Below are 16,508 nucleotides of genomic sequence, written 5' to 3' on the forward strand. Positions count from 1 at the left end.
GCTGGCAGCAGTGATGCTGGCGACGGCGGGCACCGCCCTGGACGGCTGCCAGCGCGGCCTGTCGACCGGGACCGGGGCCCCCGTCCCAGGGCCGTCGAGGGCCGGTTGTGCGGCGGCCACCCTCGCCGGGGCGAAGGCGGACGTCCAGCAGGCCGAGCAGGTCGACGTCCCCTGGAACGGCCCCACCAGCGGTCCCAGGGCGGTTCCCGGCAGGACCATCGTCTACGTCGCCCAGACCATGACCAACCCCGGCGTCGCGGGGGTCGCCAGGGGGGTCATCGACGCCGCGACGGTCATCGGCTGGAGCGTCCGGGTGATCGACGGGCAGGGCACGCCCGCCGGCATCCAGGCGGCGCTCGGCCAGGCGGTCAACCTCGAAGCCTCGGGCATCGTCATCGGCGGCTTCGACCCGGGGCTGACCGCGCAGCAGGTCGCGCAGGCCGCCGCGGCACACATCCCGCTCATCGGCTGGCACGCGGTCGCGGCCCCCGGACCGAGCACGAACCCCCCGCTGTTCAGCAACATCACCACCAGCGTCGGGGACGTCGCACGGCTCAGCGCGGACTGGGTCATCGCGGAGTCCAACGGCAACGCCGGAGTCGTCGTCTTCACCGACGACTCCGTCCCGTTCGCCAGGAACAAGTCCCAACTGATCAAGGACGAACTCGCCACCTGCCCCGGCGTGAGGCTGCTGGCCTCCGAGAACATCCCCATCCCGGACGCGACCAGCCGCACCCCCCAGGCGGTCTCCGCCCTCCTCGCCCGCTTCCAGGGCCGGTGGACGCACTCCGTCGCCATCAACGACCTGTACTTCGCCGACGCCGCGCCCGCCCTGCGCGCGGCCGGAAGGCCGGGCGACGCCGCCCCGTACAACATCGCCGCGGGCGACGGCGACCCCTCGGCCTTCCAGCGCATCGACAGCAGGCAGTTCCAGGCCGCCACCGTCCCCGAGCCCCTCACCGAGCAGGGCTGGCAGATCGTGGACGAGTTCAACCGGGCCTTCTCCCACCAGCCCGCCAGCGGCTACGTCGCCCCGGTCCACATCACCACGGCCGCCAACAGCGGCGGAGCGACCTCCTGGGATCCGGCGGGCTACCGCCAGGCGTACCGGACGATCTGGGGCAGGTAGCGAGGGCGGCGCCGACGGTGGCGGCCGAGCGCCGCCGTCCCGCCGCGGTCGCTGCCGCCGCTCCCGCCCTTCGACCCGTCCCGGGCGCGATCGGTGTGCGGGCCCGGCTCCTCCCCGTCCGGGAGCCGCTGCGCGACGAGCACGGCGATGTCGTCGTCGAGGGCGGCACCGCTGTACGCGATCAGGTCCCGGTGCAGGTGGTTCAGAAGCTCGCGCGGCGCAAGGGCGGTCCAGTCGCGGACACGCTGGGTGAGCGGGTAGAAGGCTCCGGTACGGTCGCGGGTCTCGGTCACGCCGTCGGTGTACAGCAGCAGTCGGTCGCCCGGACGGAAGGGCTCCACGTCGACGTGGTAGTCGCCGCCGAGCAGCACACCGAGGTTGATCGGCGGTGACGGATCACCCGGGGCGAGTTCGCTGACCCGGCCCTGGTCGATGAGCAGCGGCGGGGGGTGACCGCAGTTGACGATGCGGACCACGGGCTCGTCGCCGGGAATCTCGGCGAGCACGGTGGTGATGAAACGTTCGTCGCTGCTGGGGAGCTGGGCGGCTCGGCGGCTCATGCTCCGCTCCAACCTACGCGCTATCGCGGGCAGATCGGGCTCGTCGTAGGCGGCCTCGCGGAAGGCGGCCAGCGTCGCCGCGGCCGTCTCCACCGCGAGCAGGCCCTTGCCCCGGACGTCGCCGATCAGCAGGCGCACACCGTGCGCGGTGCTCATCGCCTCGAAGAGGTCGCCGCCGATCCGGGCCTCCGCGGCTGCCGACAGGTACAGGGTTTCGATGCTGATGCGGCCCAGGAGGTGGGGGACCGGACGCAGCAGCACGCGCTGCGCCGTCTCGGCCACCGAGCGTACGGTCGCCAGGGTGCGTTCCCGGCGCGTCCGGTGGGCGGCCAGCACGGCGCCCAGCATCCCGACCAGTGCCGTGGAGAAGTAGGTGGCCACGTAGTGGCGCTCCCACAGATAACCCACGTCGCGGCCCGCACAGCACGGAGTGCCCGCCAGGACGCCTTCGAAGACCACGGCGAGGACCGTGACGGTGGCGACGAAGGCGGGACCGTGGGCGTAGGCGGCGACGACGGGCAGGGCGATGAGCAGGAAGCTCACCGGCCACTGCACGGGAGTGATCGGCTCCAGCGCCAGGATGGTCGCGACGTAGATGGCCGGCAGCCAGCGTATCCAGACCGGCTGGGCGGGCACCCGCGGCTCCGTGCCGACCGGCTCCGTCCGACGCTGCCGGTCGGCCCCGCCGCGGCGCGGGATCCTCACCGCGCGCTCCGGTGGCGGTGTGCCCTGTGATCCGCCTGTACACACATACATCAATCATCACGGCATACCAGCCGCTGCCGCCCGCCGACGGAGTCGAGCACGCGGCAGAGCTCCTCATCGCGGTCGGCCCTCCACGGGGTGTGCCCCGGCCCGCCCCGTCCGTCACTCGAAGCGTGTGGGGTCGCCGGCCCCTCGCCGGACGACCTCCGGCCCGCCGCCCGAGAAGTCGACGACCGTCGTCATTTCCGTGCCGCAGTCGCCCGAATCCACCACGGCGTCCAGCGCGTGGTCGAGCCGCTCCTTGATCTCCCACCCCTGGGTCATCGGTTCGTCCTCACCGGGGAGAACCAGGGTGCTGGAGACCAGGGGCTCACCGAGTTCGGCGAGCAGGGCCCTGGTGACGGTGTGGTCGGGGATCCTGACGCCCACCGTCTTCTTCTTCGGGTGCATCAGGCGGCGGGGAACCTCCTTGGTGGCAGGGAGGATGAAGGTGTAGCTGCCCGGCGTCGCCGCCTTGACCGCGCGGAAGACGTTGTTGTCGAGCTGGACGAACTGGCCCAGCTGCGCGAAGTCCTCGCACATCAGGGTGAAGTGGTGGCGCTCGTCGAGACGCCGGATCGACCGGATCCGTTCGAGGCCGTCGCGGTTGTCCAGCCGACAGCCCAGGGCGAAACAGGAGTCGGTCGGGTACGCGATGAGGGCCCCGGACCGGAGACTGTCGGCCACGGTGCTGATGGTGCGCGGCTGAGGGGACTCTGGGTGCACGTCGAAGTACTTCGCCATTGGCCGACCCTACGGGATCCCGGCCACCGACGGGCGCAGCCGCGACATCCAGCCCTCCGCAGGGCGGCCGGGGCGCCGGGGCGCGCAGCGTCCCCGCCCCGTCGGGCCCGCGAAAATCCGCTGGCGCGATGCGTGCCGAGCCTCGACCCTGGTCACCGTGGCAGAACCCAAGCATCAGATCCGCGCCCTCCATACGGCCTCCACGGTGACCGTCTACCAGGCGTACGCCCCGGAGATCGGCCTGCCCGCCGCACGGGACGGTCGCTTTCCGGCGGCGTGGAAGCGGGACCGGATGACGTGGATCAAACCGTCGTTCCTCTGGATGATGTACCGCTGCGGATGGGCCGGGAAGGAGGGACAGGAGACCGTCCTCGCGATCGAGATCACCCGCGAGGGCTTCGAATGGGCCCTTGCGAACAGCTGCCTGTCCCACTACGAACACGGCCTGCACCCCGACCGGGCGGCCTGGAAGCACCAGTTGAAGCGGTCCCCGGCCCGGGTGCAGTGGGATCCCGAACGCGATCTGCACCTACGGCCGCTTCCCCACCGCTCGCTTCAGCTCGGCCTCGCCGGCGAGGCCGCCAGGCGCTACGCGGAGGAGTGGATCGTCTCGATCGCCGACGTCACGACGCTCGCGCACACGATCCACGAGCATGTGCGGGACCGGGCTCTGGACGCCGCCCGGCAACTCCTTCCCGCCGAACGCCCCTACCCGGCAGGCGACACGCTGCTGACCCACCTGGGCGGCTGAGCCGCTCCCGCGTCGCTCCTCGGCGAACTTCTCGCCGGCGCCGTCCGGCAATCCGACGCCCCCGACGACCGCCCCGTCGAGATCCGCTCCGCCCTCGCCGGATCCGTCTCCGACCCGCGGCCAGCCTGCGCAGCCCGCGGTCAGCCCGCGGTCAGCCCGCGGTCAGCCCGCGGTCAGCCCGCGCAGGTCGGGCAGAGCCCCCGGTACGTGACCTCGGCCCCCGAGACGGCGAAGCCGAAGCGCTGTTCGGCCGGGAGGTCGGCGAGCGGGTTGCCGAGGGGGTGGACGTCGCGGATCGCGCCGCAGCCGGTGCAGACCAGGTGCTGGTGCGGGTGGTGGGCGTTGGGGTCGTAGCGCTTGGCGCGCCCGTCGGTGGACACCTCGAGGACCTCGCCGAGGGTGACCAGCTCGCCGAGGGTGTTGTAGACCGTCGCGCGGGAGATCTCCGGGAGGCGCTCGGCCGCGCGGGCGTGCACCTCGTCGGCGGTCAGGTGCACGTGCTCGCCGTCCAGGACCTCGGCCACGACACGCCGCTGGGAGGTGAGGCGCCAGCCGCGCTCGCGCAGCCGCTCCAGCAGGTCACTCATAACGGTTCACCTATTCAGGTCACGGGGAAGACCGGAGTTTACCAATCGACATCCGCTGCGGTCCGTTTCCCGATCGGATACGGGTTTGGTGTCTTTCTTGACTTGGATTCCGTCCATCGTAGGATCGGCTCCGGCGCTAGCCTTGGCAATAGCAGAGATAGGTGCCGTAGGTAGCAGCAAGACACCGTGATCCGCCTTGTAGGGAAGGATTCCCATGTCTGAGAACCACGATGCGACCGGCGTAGAGGCGAGCGCGGGCGGCTGCCCGGTCAACCACGGGCGCGCGCTCCACCCCACCCAGGGCGGCGGGAACCGCCAGTGGTGGCCGGAACGGCTGAACCTGAAGATCCTCGCCAAGAACCCCGCCGTGGCCAACCCGCTCGGCGCGGACTTCGACTACGCCGAGGCGTTCAACGCCCTCGACCTCCCGGCCGTCAAGCGGGACATCCAGGAGGTGCTCACCACCTCGCGGGACTGGTGGCCGGCCGATTACGGCAACTACGGTCCGTTCATGATCCGGATGGCCTGGCACAGCGCCGGCACCTACCGGATCAGCGACGGCCGCGGCGGCGCAGGCGGCGGCCAGCAGCGCTTCGCCCCGCTGAACAGCTGGCCGGACAACGCCAGCCTGGACAAGGCCCGCCGCCTGCTCTGGCCGGTGAAGAAGAAGTACGGCCGCAGCCTGTCCTGGGCCGACCTGATCGTCCTGGCCGGCAACGTCGCGCTGGAGGGGATGGGCTTCGAGACCTTCGGCTTCGGCGGAGGCCGGGTCGACGAGTGGGAGCCGGACGAGGACGTCTACTGGGGCCCGGAGACCACCTGGCTGGGCGACGAGCGCTACACCGGCGACCGCGAGCTGGAGAGCCCGCTGGCCGCCGTCCAGATGGGTCTGATCTACGTCAACCCCGAGGGCCCCAACGGCAACCCCGACCCGATCGCCGCCGCCCGCGACATCCGCGAGACCTTCTACCGGATGGCGATGAACGACGAGGAGACCGTCGCGCTGATCGCCGGCGGCCACACCTTCGGCAAGACCCACGGCGCTGGCCCGGCGGACAACGTCGGCCCGGACCCGGAGGACGCGCCGATGGAGCAGATGGGCCTCGGCTGGAAGAGCAGCCACGGCACCGGTGTCGGCGGCGACGCGATCACCAGCGGCCTGGAAGGCGCCTGGACGCCGACCCCGATCACCTGGGACAACAGCTTCTTCGAGACGCTGTTCGGCTACGAGTGGGAGCTCACCAAGAGCCCGGCCGGCGCCCACCAGTGGAAGCCGAAGGACGGCGCCGGCGAGGGCACCGTGCCGGACGCCCACGACCCGAGCAAGCGGCACGTGCCGATCATGCTCACCACCGACCTGTCGCTGCGCTTCGACCCGGTGTACGGACCGATCTCCCGGCGCTTCCTGGAGAACCCGGCGGAGTTCGCCGACGCCTTCGCCCGCGCCTGGTTCAAGCTGACCCACCGCGACATGGGCCCGGTGGTGCGCTACCTCGGCCCCGAGGTCCCGAGCGAGCAGCTGCTCTGGCAGGACCCGCTGCCGGCCGTCACGTACCAGCAGATCGGTGCGGCGGACGTCGCCGACCTCAAGCGGCGGATCGCCGCCACCGGCCTGTCGGTCTCCGAGCTGGTCTCCACCGCCTGGGCCGCCGCCTCCTCGTACCGCAACAGCGACAAGCGCGGCGGCGCCAACGGCGGCCGGATCCGGCTGCAGCCGCAGGCCGGCTGGGAGGTCAACGAGCCGGACCGGCTGGCCCGCGTGCTGCGCGCGCTCGAGGGCGTGCAGACGGAGTTCAACGCCCAGGCCGGCGACAGGCAGGTCTCGCTGGCCGACCTGGTGGTGCTGGCCGGTGGCGTCGGCATCGAGCAGGCGGCCAAGGCGGCCGGCCTGGCCGTCGAGGTGCCGTTCGCGCCCGGCCGGGTGGACGCCCCGCAGGAGCTGACCGACACCGAGTCCTTCGCCGCACTGGAGCCCAAGGCGGACGGCTTCCGCAACTGGGTGGGCAAGGGCAACCGGCTGCCGGCCGAGTTCCTGCTGCTCGACAAGGCGAACCTGCTGGGCCTCAGCGCGCCCGAACTGACCGTGCTGGTCGGCGGCCTGCGCGTGCTGGGTGCCAACCACCAGCAGTCCGCGCACGGGGTGTTCACCGAGACCCCGGGCGTGCTGACGAACGACTTCTTCGTCAACCTGCTGGACCTGGACACCAGTTGGAAGTCCACCTCGGAGGACGCCCACACCTTCGAGGGCCGGGACGCCTCCGGCAAGGTCAAGTGGACCGGTACCCGGGCCGACCTGGTCTTCGGCTCCAACTCCGAACTGCGCGCCGTCGCCGAGGTGTACGCGGCCGACGACGCCAAGGAGAAGTTCGTCGAGGACTTCGTCGCGGCCTGGGTCAAGGTCATGAACGCGGACCGCTTCGACCTGGTGTGACAGCTGTGAGGTAGGCGGGAGCCCGGGGCGTCAACCCCCGGGCTCCTGTTCGTCGTTACGGCCTACCGGGTCTTACGGTGTACCGGGTCTTACGGTGTACCGGGCGTTACGGCGTTCCCGTCCTCACGGCGTCCCGGGCGTTCCCACGCTGACCAGCCCGGTCTCGTACGCCGCGACCACCACCTGGGCCCGGTCCCGCAGCCCCAACTTGCCCAGAATCCGGGCCACATGGGTCTTCACCGTTGCCTCGGACAGCTGCAGCCGGGCGGCCAGCTCGGCGTTGCTGAGGCCGCGGGCGAGCAGCGACATCACCTCCAGCTCGCGCGGGGTGAGGGTGGCCAGTTCCCGGTGCGGGGCGGCCGCGTCCGGGGCGGCCGGGCGGGCGAAGCGCTCGACCAGGCGTCGGGTGATCGCGGGGGCGAGCAGTGCGTCGCCGGTGCGGACCAGCCGGACGGCGGCGGCCAGGTGCTCCGGGGTGACGTCCTTGAGCAGGAAGCCGCTGGCCCCGGCGGCCATCGCGGCGTAGACGTAGTGATCCAGGTCGAAGGTGGTCAGCATGATGATCCGGGGCGCGTCCTCCGCGCCGGCGAGGATCCGCCGGGTGGCCTCCAGTCCGTCCAGGCCGGGCATCCGGATGTCCATCAGAACGACGTCCGGTCTGCTCCGCCGGACCGCGGCGACGGCCTGCTCGCCGTCCTCGGCCTCGGCGACCACCTCGATCCCCTCGGACTCCAGGATCAGCCGGAACCCGATCCGGACCAGTGCCTGGTCATCGGCGACCACCACGCGCAAGGGCCGCTGCTCGTTCAACGACTCTCCAGCGGTATCGAGGCCGTGACGCGGTAGCCGCCGCGCGGCCGGGGGCCGGTGTGCAGGGTGCCGCCGTAGACGGCGAGGCGTTCGCGCAGCCCGAGCAGGCCGCGACCGTTGCCGGTGGCGGCGGCGCCGGTGGGGCGGCCGCCGGTGTCGGTGACCTCCACCCGTAGGTGGTCGGAGGCGTAGTCGACGGTCACCGTGGCGTCGGTGCCGCCCGCGTGCTTGACGGTGTTGGTGAGCGCCTCCTGGACGACCCGGTAGGCGGCGAGTTCGACCCCGGGCGGGACGGCCCGGTGCTCGCCGCGCACGGTCAGCTCCACCGGCAGTCCGGCCCGGCGGACGCCCTCGACCAGGGCGTCGAGCCTTCCGAGGCCGGGCTGCGGGCTGAGGTCGGCGCTCGCCGCCGGATCGTCCCCGGTCTCCGAGTCGATGGTCAACAGGCCCATCACGTGCCGCAGTTCGGTCATCGCGGCGCGTCCGCCGGCCTCCACCGCCGCCATCGCCTCCCGGGCCTTTTCCGGGGCGGTGTCCAGGATCTTGCGGGCGGCGCCGGCCTGGATCGTCATCATGCTCACGTTGTGGGTCACGACGTCGTGCAACTCCCGGGCGATGCGGGCCCGTTCGTGCTCCACCGCGTGCCGCAGCGCGGCCAGCTGCTCGCGCTCCAGGGCCGACAGTCGCTCCCGGCCCTCCTCCACCCGGCGGCGCCACATCCGCAGTTCGTAGGCGACCGCGAACACCGGTACCAGGACGAACAGGGCGACCACCGCGTTCGGGAAGTGCGGCAGCAGGGCGTCGTCGAAGAGCACCACGAGCGCGCCGGTGGCGGCCGCCAGGCTCGGCAGCAGGGCCTTCGGCCGGCGCCCGTACGCGGCCGCGCTGTAGGCGGCGACGATCACCGCCACGCCCTCCCAGAACGCGATGTCCCGGTGCTGCGACCGCACCAGCAGCGCGGCCGGCAGCACCGCCCACAGCACCGTCAGCGGGTAGCGCCGACGCAGCGCCAGCGGCAGCGGGACGAGCGGCACCAGCAGCAACGGCCCGGGCCAGGCGGTGGTGTCCGGGCCGTGGGTGCGGTGCGCGACGGTGGCGTAGCGGCCGCAGGTGTAGCAGAGGAACAGGGCCAGGGCCAGGTCGAAGGCCTGGCCGCGCCGGGTCGGCCGGGGCGGCGGAGCCGGGCTGCCCGTTCCGCCGCTCAGCAGCCGTTGTACTGCGGGGTGGTTGATCACTGGGACATTCTGGCGGTCGGCCGCTCCCGGGCACAGCCCCGCGACTGGCGGCAGCCCGTACACCGGGTGACTACCTCGGAAGGATGACGCCGAGCCGGGTCCGCCGGACGCGGTACGGAAGATGCCGTCGTCGGCGGACGCGGGTGCGCGCCGCCCGTCCGTAGCTTCGTCCTCGTCACCAGGCGGGAAGCGATGAGGAGCGGGGAAGATGGACAGCGATCCGGTGATCGGGCTGAGCGGTGTGAGCCGCCACTACGAGGGTGCGCGGGCGGCGTTGGACGGGGTGACGCTGAACGTGCGGGCGGGGGAGTCGGTGGCCGTGCTCGGTCCGTCGGGCAGCGGGAAGTCCACCCTGCTGAACCTGGTCGCCGGGCTGGACCGGCCGAGCGCCGGGACGGTCACCGTCGACGGGGTCCGGGTGGACCGGCTGAACGAGTCGGGTTCGGCCCGGTACCGGCGGCGGACGATCGGCATGGTGTTCCAGTTCTTCAACCTGCTGGACGACCTCACGGTCGCCGACAACGTGGTGCTGGCCGGCGAACTGGCCGGCGTCCCGCGCGCCGAGGCCCGGCGGCGGGCCGCCGAGCTGCTGGAGGCGCTCGGCGTCGACCGGCACGTCCGCGCCCACCCGGGCCGGCTCTCCGGCGGTGAGCGCCAACGCGTGGCGGTGGCGCGGGCGTTGATGAACCGGCCGGCCGTGCTGCTGGCCGACGAGCCGACCGGCGCGCTGGACTCGGCCTCCGGGGAGGACGTCAAGGAACTGTTCCGGGAGCTACACGAGGACGGCCAGACCATCCTGATCGTCACCCACGACCTGACCCTCGCCGAGGACTGCGCCACCCGCACCGTCCGGATGCGGGACGGCCGGGTCGAGTCGGACACGGCGGACACGGCGGACACGCCGGACACGGCGGGCTCGGCAGGCTCGGCTGGCTCGGCGGAGGTGGCGGCGTGAGTGCCCTCGGTCGTGTCGTCCGCGCCGGGGTGCGCAGGCGCCGGACCCAGTCGGTCGCGGTCGGGCTGGCCGCCCTGGTCGCGACCACCTGCTCCGTCCTCGGCGGTTCGCTGCTGGTCGCCTCCGAGGCTCCCTTCGACCAGGCCTTCGACGGCCAGCACGGCGCCCACCTCACCGCGCGCTTCGACGGCACCCGGGTGAGCGCCGATCAGCTCGCCGCCACCGGGCACGCCGCCGGGGTGACGGCCAGCGCCGGCCCCTTCCGCACCGTGACCGTCGACCCCGAGCCGGGCCCCGGCTCGACCGTCATGGCGGGCGTGACGATGTCGTCGATGACGGTCACCGGCCGTGCCTCGGCCGATATCGGTGTCGACAACATCTCGCTCGTTCAGGGGAGTTGGGCGACCAAGCCGGGCGACGTGGTGCTCGCCTCCGGGTACCCGAACCCGGGCGTGCCGATCGGCGGGACCCTCCGCCTGCCCGGCCTGCCGGGCGCGCCCTCGCTGACGGTCGTCGGCATCGGCCGGTCCGTCAGCCGGACCGCCGACGCCTGGGTGACGCCCGAGACCATCCCCGCCCTCACCGTGCCCGGCAGCGCACCCGGGTACGAGATGCTCTACCGCTTCGCACAGGCCGGCACCGCCGACGCGATGGCCGCCGACCGGGCCGCCGTCGCCGCCGCCACGCCCGGCGGGGCGCTCACCGGCGCCCAGTCCTGGCTCACCGCCAAGCAGGGCTCGGACCGCAACACCGCCCTGTTCCTGCCCTTCGTGGTCGCCTTCGGCCTGCTCGGCATGGCGATGTCGGTGCTGGTGGCGGGCAACGTGGTGGCCGGCGCGGTCGGCACCGCGACCCGGCGGATCGGCGTGCTCAAGGCGATCGGCTGCACCCCCGCCCAGGTGGTGCGCGCCTACGTCGCCCAGGCGCTGGTCCCGGCCACGGTCGGCACCCTGCTCGGCGTGGTGGCCGGCAATGCGCTGACCGTCCCGGTGCTCGCCACCGCCGGGAACCTCTACGGCACCCACGCCTCCGGCGTCGCGCCCTGGGTGGACGTCGCGGTGGCCGGCGGCACGCTCGCCGCCGTCGCCCTGGTCGCCTGGGTCGCCGCCGCCCGCGCCGGACGGCTGCGCACCGTGGACGCACTGGCCGTCGGCCGTACGGCGGGCGGCACCCGGCGTGACGCCGTCGCCCGCCGGGTCGCCGCGCTGGCCGCCCGGCTGCCGCTGCCCCGGCCGCTGAGCCTCGGCCTCGCCCAGCCCTTCGCCCGGCCGGCCCGGGCCGCCGGGATGTTCGCGGCTGTGCTGTTCGGCACGGCGGCGGCGGTCTTCGCGGTCGGCATGGGCGGCTCGCTGACCTGGGTGCAGGAGGCGAAGAACCACGACAGGTCGGACGTCCTCGTGCACCCGGACCGGCGCGACGTTCCAACCGAGGCCTGGTCGATCGCGGGGCGCACGCCGGCCGCCGGAGCCGACCCGGCAGCCGTCACCGCCGCCCTCACCGCCCAGCCGGGCACCGCCGCCTACTACGGCGTCGGCACCGAGGACGTCACCGTCCCCGGAGTCGCCGGGAACACCACCGTGACCGCCTTCGTCGGTGACTCCTCCTGGGGCGGGTACCGGATGGTCTCCGGCCGCTGGCACCAGGGCCCGGGCGAGGCCGTCGCCCCCAGCACCTTCCTGACCGAGGCCTCGGTGAAGCTCGGCGACCAGGTGACCTTCACCAGTCACGGGCGGGCGGTCACCGTCCGGATCGTCGGCGAGGTCTTCGACCCGCACATGCAGACCAACGAGCTGTTCACCGATGCCGCCAGCTACCCGGCCGGCACGGCCCCCAAGCCCGACAGCTGGTTCGTCAAGCTCAGGAGCGGCACCGACCGCGCCGCCTACACCACCGCCCTCGGCAGCACGCTCGCCCCGCTGCACCTGGTCATCGACACCGACGTGGCGCACGGCTCCTCCGACTCGGTCGCGGTCATGAACTCGCTCACCGCCACGTTGACCACGCTGCTGGTCGCCGTCGCCGGGCTCGGGGTGTTCAACACCGTCGTCCTGGAGATCCGCGAACGCACCCGGGACATGGGCGTCACCAAGGCACTCGGCATGACCCCGGCGCAGACCGTGGGCGTGGTGCTGGCCTCGGTGCTGCTGGTCGGAGCGGCCGGCGCCGCGATCGGCCTGCCGGCCGGACTGCTGCTGCACGGCGTGACGGTGCCCGCGATGGGCCACCGCGCCGGGCTCACCTTCCCGGCCTCCGCCCTGGACGTCTTCGGCACGCCGATGCTCGCCCTGCTCGGCTTCGGCGGTGTGCTGATCGCCCTGCTCGGCGCCCTCGCGCCTGCCCTACGGGCGGCGCGGGCGCGGACGGTGGACGCGCTGCGGGCGGAGTGACGGAGCGTCTCAGACGTACAGACATCTCAGACGAATGTCTTGCGCATTCGTCTGAGATGTCTGTCTTGTGCCTCAGGCGTGTCCATGTGTCTTGTGCATTCGTCTTGTGCATTCGTCTTGGACATGCGTCTTGGACATTTCGTCTCGTACTCCCGGCCGGGACTCCATCGTGACCCTCGGTGCGGGGCGCTGCCAAAGGAGCGAGTGGTTCAAACCGCGATGCGGTTCCCCTCGGATCCACCACCTGTGTTCCGGCCAGGTGTGGGGCCGTCCGAACGATCGGACGGTCGGCCGGGGTTGCGGTCCGGGCGGGGTGCGGCCTGGGGGAACGGGGTTGGGGCGGTCCGGCGGGCGTTGATTCGATCCTGGCCGGAACGAGGACCGACCGTGCGTACGCGTCTGGTGTGCCGCCGGGGGCGCTGTCAAGATCCGGTTTCGGCACGCCCGTGCCAGACCCGAACGCTTGGAGGAGGCAGCATGCAGCCCACGGCTGAGCAGGTTCGCGCACTCAAGGACGAGGACTTCCGGCTCACCCTCGGCCAGGGACACCAGGTCCACCCGGCCGGTGAGCCGGCCGACGAGCTCTACGTCACCGCCGCGGTGATGCTCAACACCTGTGAGAGCTGGGGCAGCTGCGGACGCGTCTGCAGCTACTGAGGCCGGGTCCGGTACTGGGCCCGGGCCGGTCGTACAGTCGGACCGGGGCCAGTGCCGGACGGGGCGTCCAGCGCCCGTGTGAGAGCGCAGCCAGTACAACCGTGCATTCAGAAAGGCAGCACCGCCCCGTGGCCGACGCGTCCGAACTCCTGCGGGCCGCCGCCCGAGCCGTCCCGCTGAACGCCCGCGGCCGGGTGCCGGAGGGATCGCCCCGCTCGGAGCCCGTCCGCGCCGCCGATCGCGCCGCCGATCGCGACGAATCCGGTGAGCGCCACGCGCGCGCCGCCCGGAAGCTGGAGCGCTGGCGGTCCCAGGCGCCGTTCGACCGGGCCGACTGGTTCGCGCGCCGGCTCGCGGCCGACGGTCTCGACCCCGACGCCCTGCGCGCCCTCCTCGCCGAGCACCCGGACGCGCTCGCCGACCGCCTCGGGGCGCACCCGTGGGCCGAGCAGCTCGCTGCGGCCTTCCACGGCGCGGCCACCCTGGACGTCCCCGAGGAGCACGAGTTCGCCGGGCTGGTCGCCCCGCTGCTCGCCGCCGCCCGCGACCGCCTGTGCACCGGACTGGCCGCCCTGGACCTGCCGCCCGTCGGCACCCCCAGCCTCGGCACCCCCGAGGAACTGGCCGCGCTCGCCCTGCCCGCGCTCACCGCCACCGCCCACGGGATCGCCACCCGGACCGTCATCACCGAACTCCACGTCGCCCGCCTCACCGGCGAGTTGACCGGCGACACCCCCGAGCTGCGGTACCGCGAGTTCCTCGACCGGCTCACCGAACCCGAGCGGGCACTGCGGCTCCTCGCCGAGTACCCCGTCCTGGCCGTCCGCCTCACCACCCTCGCCGAGCAGTGGGCCGACACCACCCTCACCCTGTTCCACCGCCTCGCCGCCGACCTGCCCGCCCTCGCCCGCACCTTCGCCGACGGCCACCCGCTCGGCCGGCTCATCGAACTCACCACCGGCCTCGGCGACCCGCACCGCGGTGGCGCCACGGTCAGTTCGCTGACCTTCGAGCACGGCGTCCGACTCGTCTACAAGCCCCGGCCGCTCGGCGCCGAGACCCACTTCCAGCAGCTCCTGCACTGGCTCAACCCGCAACTGCGGCTGCCCCTGCGCGACCTCGCCCACCTGGCCGGCGACGGCTACGGCTGGGTCGCCCACGTCACCGCCGAACCTGCCCGGGACGAAGCCGAGTTGAGTGCCTTCTACCACCGAGCCGGCACTCTCGCCGCACTGATGTACGTCCTGGACGCGGTCGACTGCCACGCCCAGAACCTGCTCGCCGTCCGGGACCAGCCCGTGCTCATCGACCTCGAGGCGATCCTCCACCCCGACCTGCACGAGCCCGCCAAGGACCTCTCCGAATCCGAACGGCTCGCCCGCCACCGGGCCCGGCACTCGGTGCTGCGCTCCGGTCTGCTCCCCGAACGCATGTGGGACGAGGGCAACGGCGGCGCCGACATCTCCGCCCTGGGCTGGGACCCGGCCAACCTCCCACCCCGCCCCGTGCCCGTCCTGGTCAACCGGGGAACGGACGAACTCCGGCTGGAATACCGGCGGTTGCCCGTCGAAGCCCCCGGCAGCCGCCCCGTTCCGACCGGACAGCCGCTGCGGCCGGCCGACCACCTGGCGGAGCTGGAGGCGGGCTTCACCGAGGCCTATCGGCTGCTCGCCGCCGACAAGCCGCAACTCCGGTCGCTGCTCCGCGCGTTCGCGGCCGACGAGACCAGGTTGCTGCGCCGCGACACCTTCGAGTACCGCACCCTGCTCAACACCGCCTGCCACCCCGACCTGCTCCGCGACGCCCTCGACCAGGACCGCCACCTCGACCGGCTCTGGGCACTGGCCGGCTGGGAGGAGCACGCGCTCGCCTTCGTGGAACACGAGCGCGCCGACCTGTGGCGCGGCGACGTGCCCGTCTTCACCATCCGCCCCGACAGCGTCGACGCCCGCTCCTCCACCGGCGCCCTCATCCCGGGCGTCACCGACCGGCCGGCCCTCGACCTCGCCCTCGCCAAGGCGGACGGCCTCGGCGAGGAGGACCTCGCCCGCCAACTCCAGCTGCTGCGGCTCTCGGTGACGACGGCCGACGGAGCGCGCGAGCCGGGACGGGCCGTCGCCGACGCCCCGCGAGAGGTGTTCATCACGCCGGGCGGGGACCTGGCGTCCCGCGCCCTCGCCAAGGCCGTCGAAGCCGGCGAGCAGCTGCTCCGCGAGGCCTACCGGGGAAACGCCGACCTGGCCTGGACCGGCCCCAACTGGACCCCGCCCGGCCGCTGGGCCCCCGCCGAGCTCGGTCCGGACCTGTACAGCGGCACCGCGGGCATCGCCCTCTTCCTCCACCAACTCTCCCTGGCCACCGGCGACACGGCGCACCGCGAAGCCGCCCAGGCCGCAGAGGTGACGCTACGTCAGCAGATCCGGCGACGCGCCGACCGGCTCGGCGGTGGCCTGTCCGGTACCGGCGGTGTGCTCTACGTGCTCGCCCACCTCGTCGCCCATCACCCGGATCCCGCACTCGACGAGCTCGGCACCCTCGTCCTCCAGCGCGTCACCGCCACCGCCACCGAGGACACCCAGCACGACCTCCTCGCCGGAAACGCCGGCACCATCGGAGGCCTCCTCGCCTGGGAGGCCGTCCGTCCCGGCCCCGCCGTCACCGCCGCGCTCGCCGCCTGCGCCGAACGACTCGTCCAGAGCGCCACCCCGCACCCCGAGGGCGGCGCCGGCTGGCTGCCCGCCTCCCTCGCCGAGACCGCGAGCCGCCCCCTGGCCGGCTTCGCCCACGGCGGCTCCGGCATCGCCTGGGCCCTGGCCCGGGCCGGACACCGCCTCGGCGACCCGCGCCTGCCCCAACTCGCCCTCGCCGCGGTCGAGTACGAGCGCACCCTGTTCGACGCCGGCGCCGCCAACTGGCGCGACGTCCGCGAGGACGGCGGCCCCGACGCCCCGTCCTTCCCCGCCCTCTGGTGCCACGGCGCCGCAGGCATCGCCCTGGCCCGCACCACCCTCGCCGAAATCCTTCCCGAGCAGCGCGAGTTGCTCCTCGCCGAACGCGACACCGCGCTCGCCACGGTCCTCCGGGAGGGCTTCGGCCACAACTCGTCACTCTGCCACGGCGATCTCGGCAACCTGGAAGCCCTCCACCTCGCCGGCGCCCCCTGGCAGCCCGCCACCCACCAGCAGGCCCACGCCACCCTCCACACCCTGGACACCACCGGCTGGACCTGCGGCCTGCCACACGGCGTCCACAGCCCCTCCCTGATGGTCGGCCTGGCCGGCATCGGCCACGGCCTCCTCCGCCTCGCCGCCCCCGGCACCACCCCGTCCGTTCTCCTCCTCGAACCGCCCGCGCAGTGACCCCTTGCGGGCCTCGGCTCGAGGGTGGTTGGGCGCGGGGCCTGCGCCGGGCGTGCGGTCTGCCGCACGGCGTCCACAGCCGACCGGCTTGGGCGGTAGGTCTTTCCGACCGTCGGATCGCATGCCCGGCAGTATGTCCGCAATCGAACATCGCGGACC

At 73.2% G+C, this 16,508-nt stretch carries 12 protein-coding genes; 7 read left to right on the top strand and 5 right to left on the bottom strand.

Annotated features, from left to right (window positions below; translation table 11 throughout):
• Positions 1–13 precede the first annotated feature (13 nt).
• The gene (locus tag O1G21_RS32415; RefSeq protein WP_270151372.1) at positions 14–1,129 is read left to right on the top strand and encodes a substrate-binding domain-containing protein; all 1,116 of its coding nucleotides are present in this window, start codon (positions 14–16) and stop codon (positions 1,127–1,129) included.
• Here the strand turns inward: O1G21_RS32415 and O1G21_RS32420 are convergent.
• Together O1G21_RS32420 and O1G21_RS32425 are read right to left on the bottom strand one after the other, a co-directional pair.
• Positions 1,093–2,394, bottom strand: coding sequence for a PP2C family protein-serine/threonine phosphatase (locus O1G21_RS32420; protein WP_270148671.1), 1,302 nt, complete (start codon positions 2,392–2,394; stop codon positions 1,093–1,095). The genes O1G21_RS32415 and O1G21_RS32420 overlap by 37 nt on opposite strands.
• A 162-nt stretch (positions 2,395–2,556) precedes the next feature.
• Positions 2,557–3,177, bottom strand: a complete 621-nt coding sequence (locus O1G21_RS32425) for an L-threonylcarbamoyladenylate synthase (protein WP_270148672.1) — start codon at positions 3,175–3,177, stop codon at positions 2,557–2,559.
• Between the two features lie 157 nt (positions 3,178–3,334).
• Between O1G21_RS32425 and O1G21_RS32430 the strand changes: the two genes are divergently transcribed.
• Positions 3,335–3,928 carry a DUF4291 domain-containing protein gene (locus O1G21_RS32430; RefSeq protein ID WP_270148673.1) on the top strand — a complete coding sequence of 198 codons (594 nt, stop codon included), beginning with the start codon at positions 3,335–3,337 and terminating at the stop codon, positions 3,926–3,928.
• Positions 3,929–4,101: 173 nt separating this feature from the next.
• Here O1G21_RS32430 and O1G21_RS32435 read toward each other — a convergent pair whose 3' ends face one another.
• Positions 4,102–4,515, bottom strand: coding sequence for a Fur family transcriptional regulator (locus O1G21_RS32435; protein WP_270148674.1), 414 nt, complete (start codon positions 4,513–4,515; stop codon positions 4,102–4,104).
• A gap of 214 nt (positions 4,516–4,729) precedes the next feature.
• On the opposite strand from O1G21_RS32435, the gene katG reads away from it, so the two are divergent.
• Positions 4,730–6,946 (top strand): catalase/peroxidase HPI, encoded by a 2,217-nt coding sequence (gene katG, locus O1G21_RS32440; RefSeq protein WP_270148676.1) that lies wholly within the window; start codon positions 4,730–4,732, stop codon positions 6,944–6,946.
• 123 nt (positions 6,947–7,069) lie between these two features.
• On the opposite strand, the gene O1G21_RS32445 is transcribed toward katG, so the two are convergent.
• The gene (locus O1G21_RS32445; protein ID WP_270148678.1) at positions 7,070–7,756 is read right to left on the bottom strand and encodes a response regulator; all 687 of its coding nucleotides are present in this window, start codon (positions 7,754–7,756) and stop codon (positions 7,070–7,072) included.
• Positions 7,753–8,991 (bottom strand): sensor histidine kinase, encoded by a 1,239-nt coding sequence (locus O1G21_RS32450; RefSeq protein ID WP_270148679.1) that lies wholly within the window; start codon positions 8,989–8,991, stop codon positions 7,753–7,755. Before O1G21_RS32450 ends, O1G21_RS32445 begins: the two co-directional genes overlap by 4 nt.
• 208 nt (positions 8,992–9,199) lie before the next feature.
• On the opposite strand from O1G21_RS32450, the gene O1G21_RS32455 reads away from it, so the two are divergent.
• The 4 genes from O1G21_RS32455 (at position 9,200) to O1G21_RS32470 (ending at position 16,349) form a co-directional block, all read left to right on the top strand.
• Entirely contained in the window at positions 9,200–9,946 is a 747-nt protein-coding gene (locus tag O1G21_RS32455) for an ABC transporter ATP-binding protein (RefSeq protein WP_270148680.1), read from the top strand.
• Positions 9,943–12,333, top strand: coding sequence for an ABC transporter permease (locus O1G21_RS32460; RefSeq protein ID WP_270148681.1), 2,391 nt, complete (start codon positions 9,943–9,945; stop codon positions 12,331–12,333). Before O1G21_RS32455 ends, O1G21_RS32460 begins: the two co-directional genes overlap by 4 nt.
• Positions 12,334–12,810: 477 nt before the next feature.
• Positions 12,811–12,990: a hypothetical protein gene (locus tag O1G21_RS32465; protein WP_270148682.1), complete on the top strand. Its 180-nt coding sequence runs from the start codon at positions 12,811–12,813 to the stop codon at positions 12,988–12,990.
• 128 nt (positions 12,991–13,118) lie between these two features.
• Entirely contained in the window at positions 13,119–16,349 is a 3,231-nt protein-coding gene (locus O1G21_RS32470; RefSeq protein ID WP_270148683.1) for a type 2 lanthipeptide synthetase LanM family protein, read from the top strand.
• The last annotated feature ends 159 nt before the right edge of the window (positions 16,350–16,508 follow it).

The sequence above is a fragment of the Kitasatospora cathayae genome, from assembly GCF_027627435.1.
Taxonomy (GTDB): Bacteria; Actinomycetota; Actinomycetes; order Streptomycetales; family Streptomycetaceae; genus Kitasatospora; species Kitasatospora cathayae.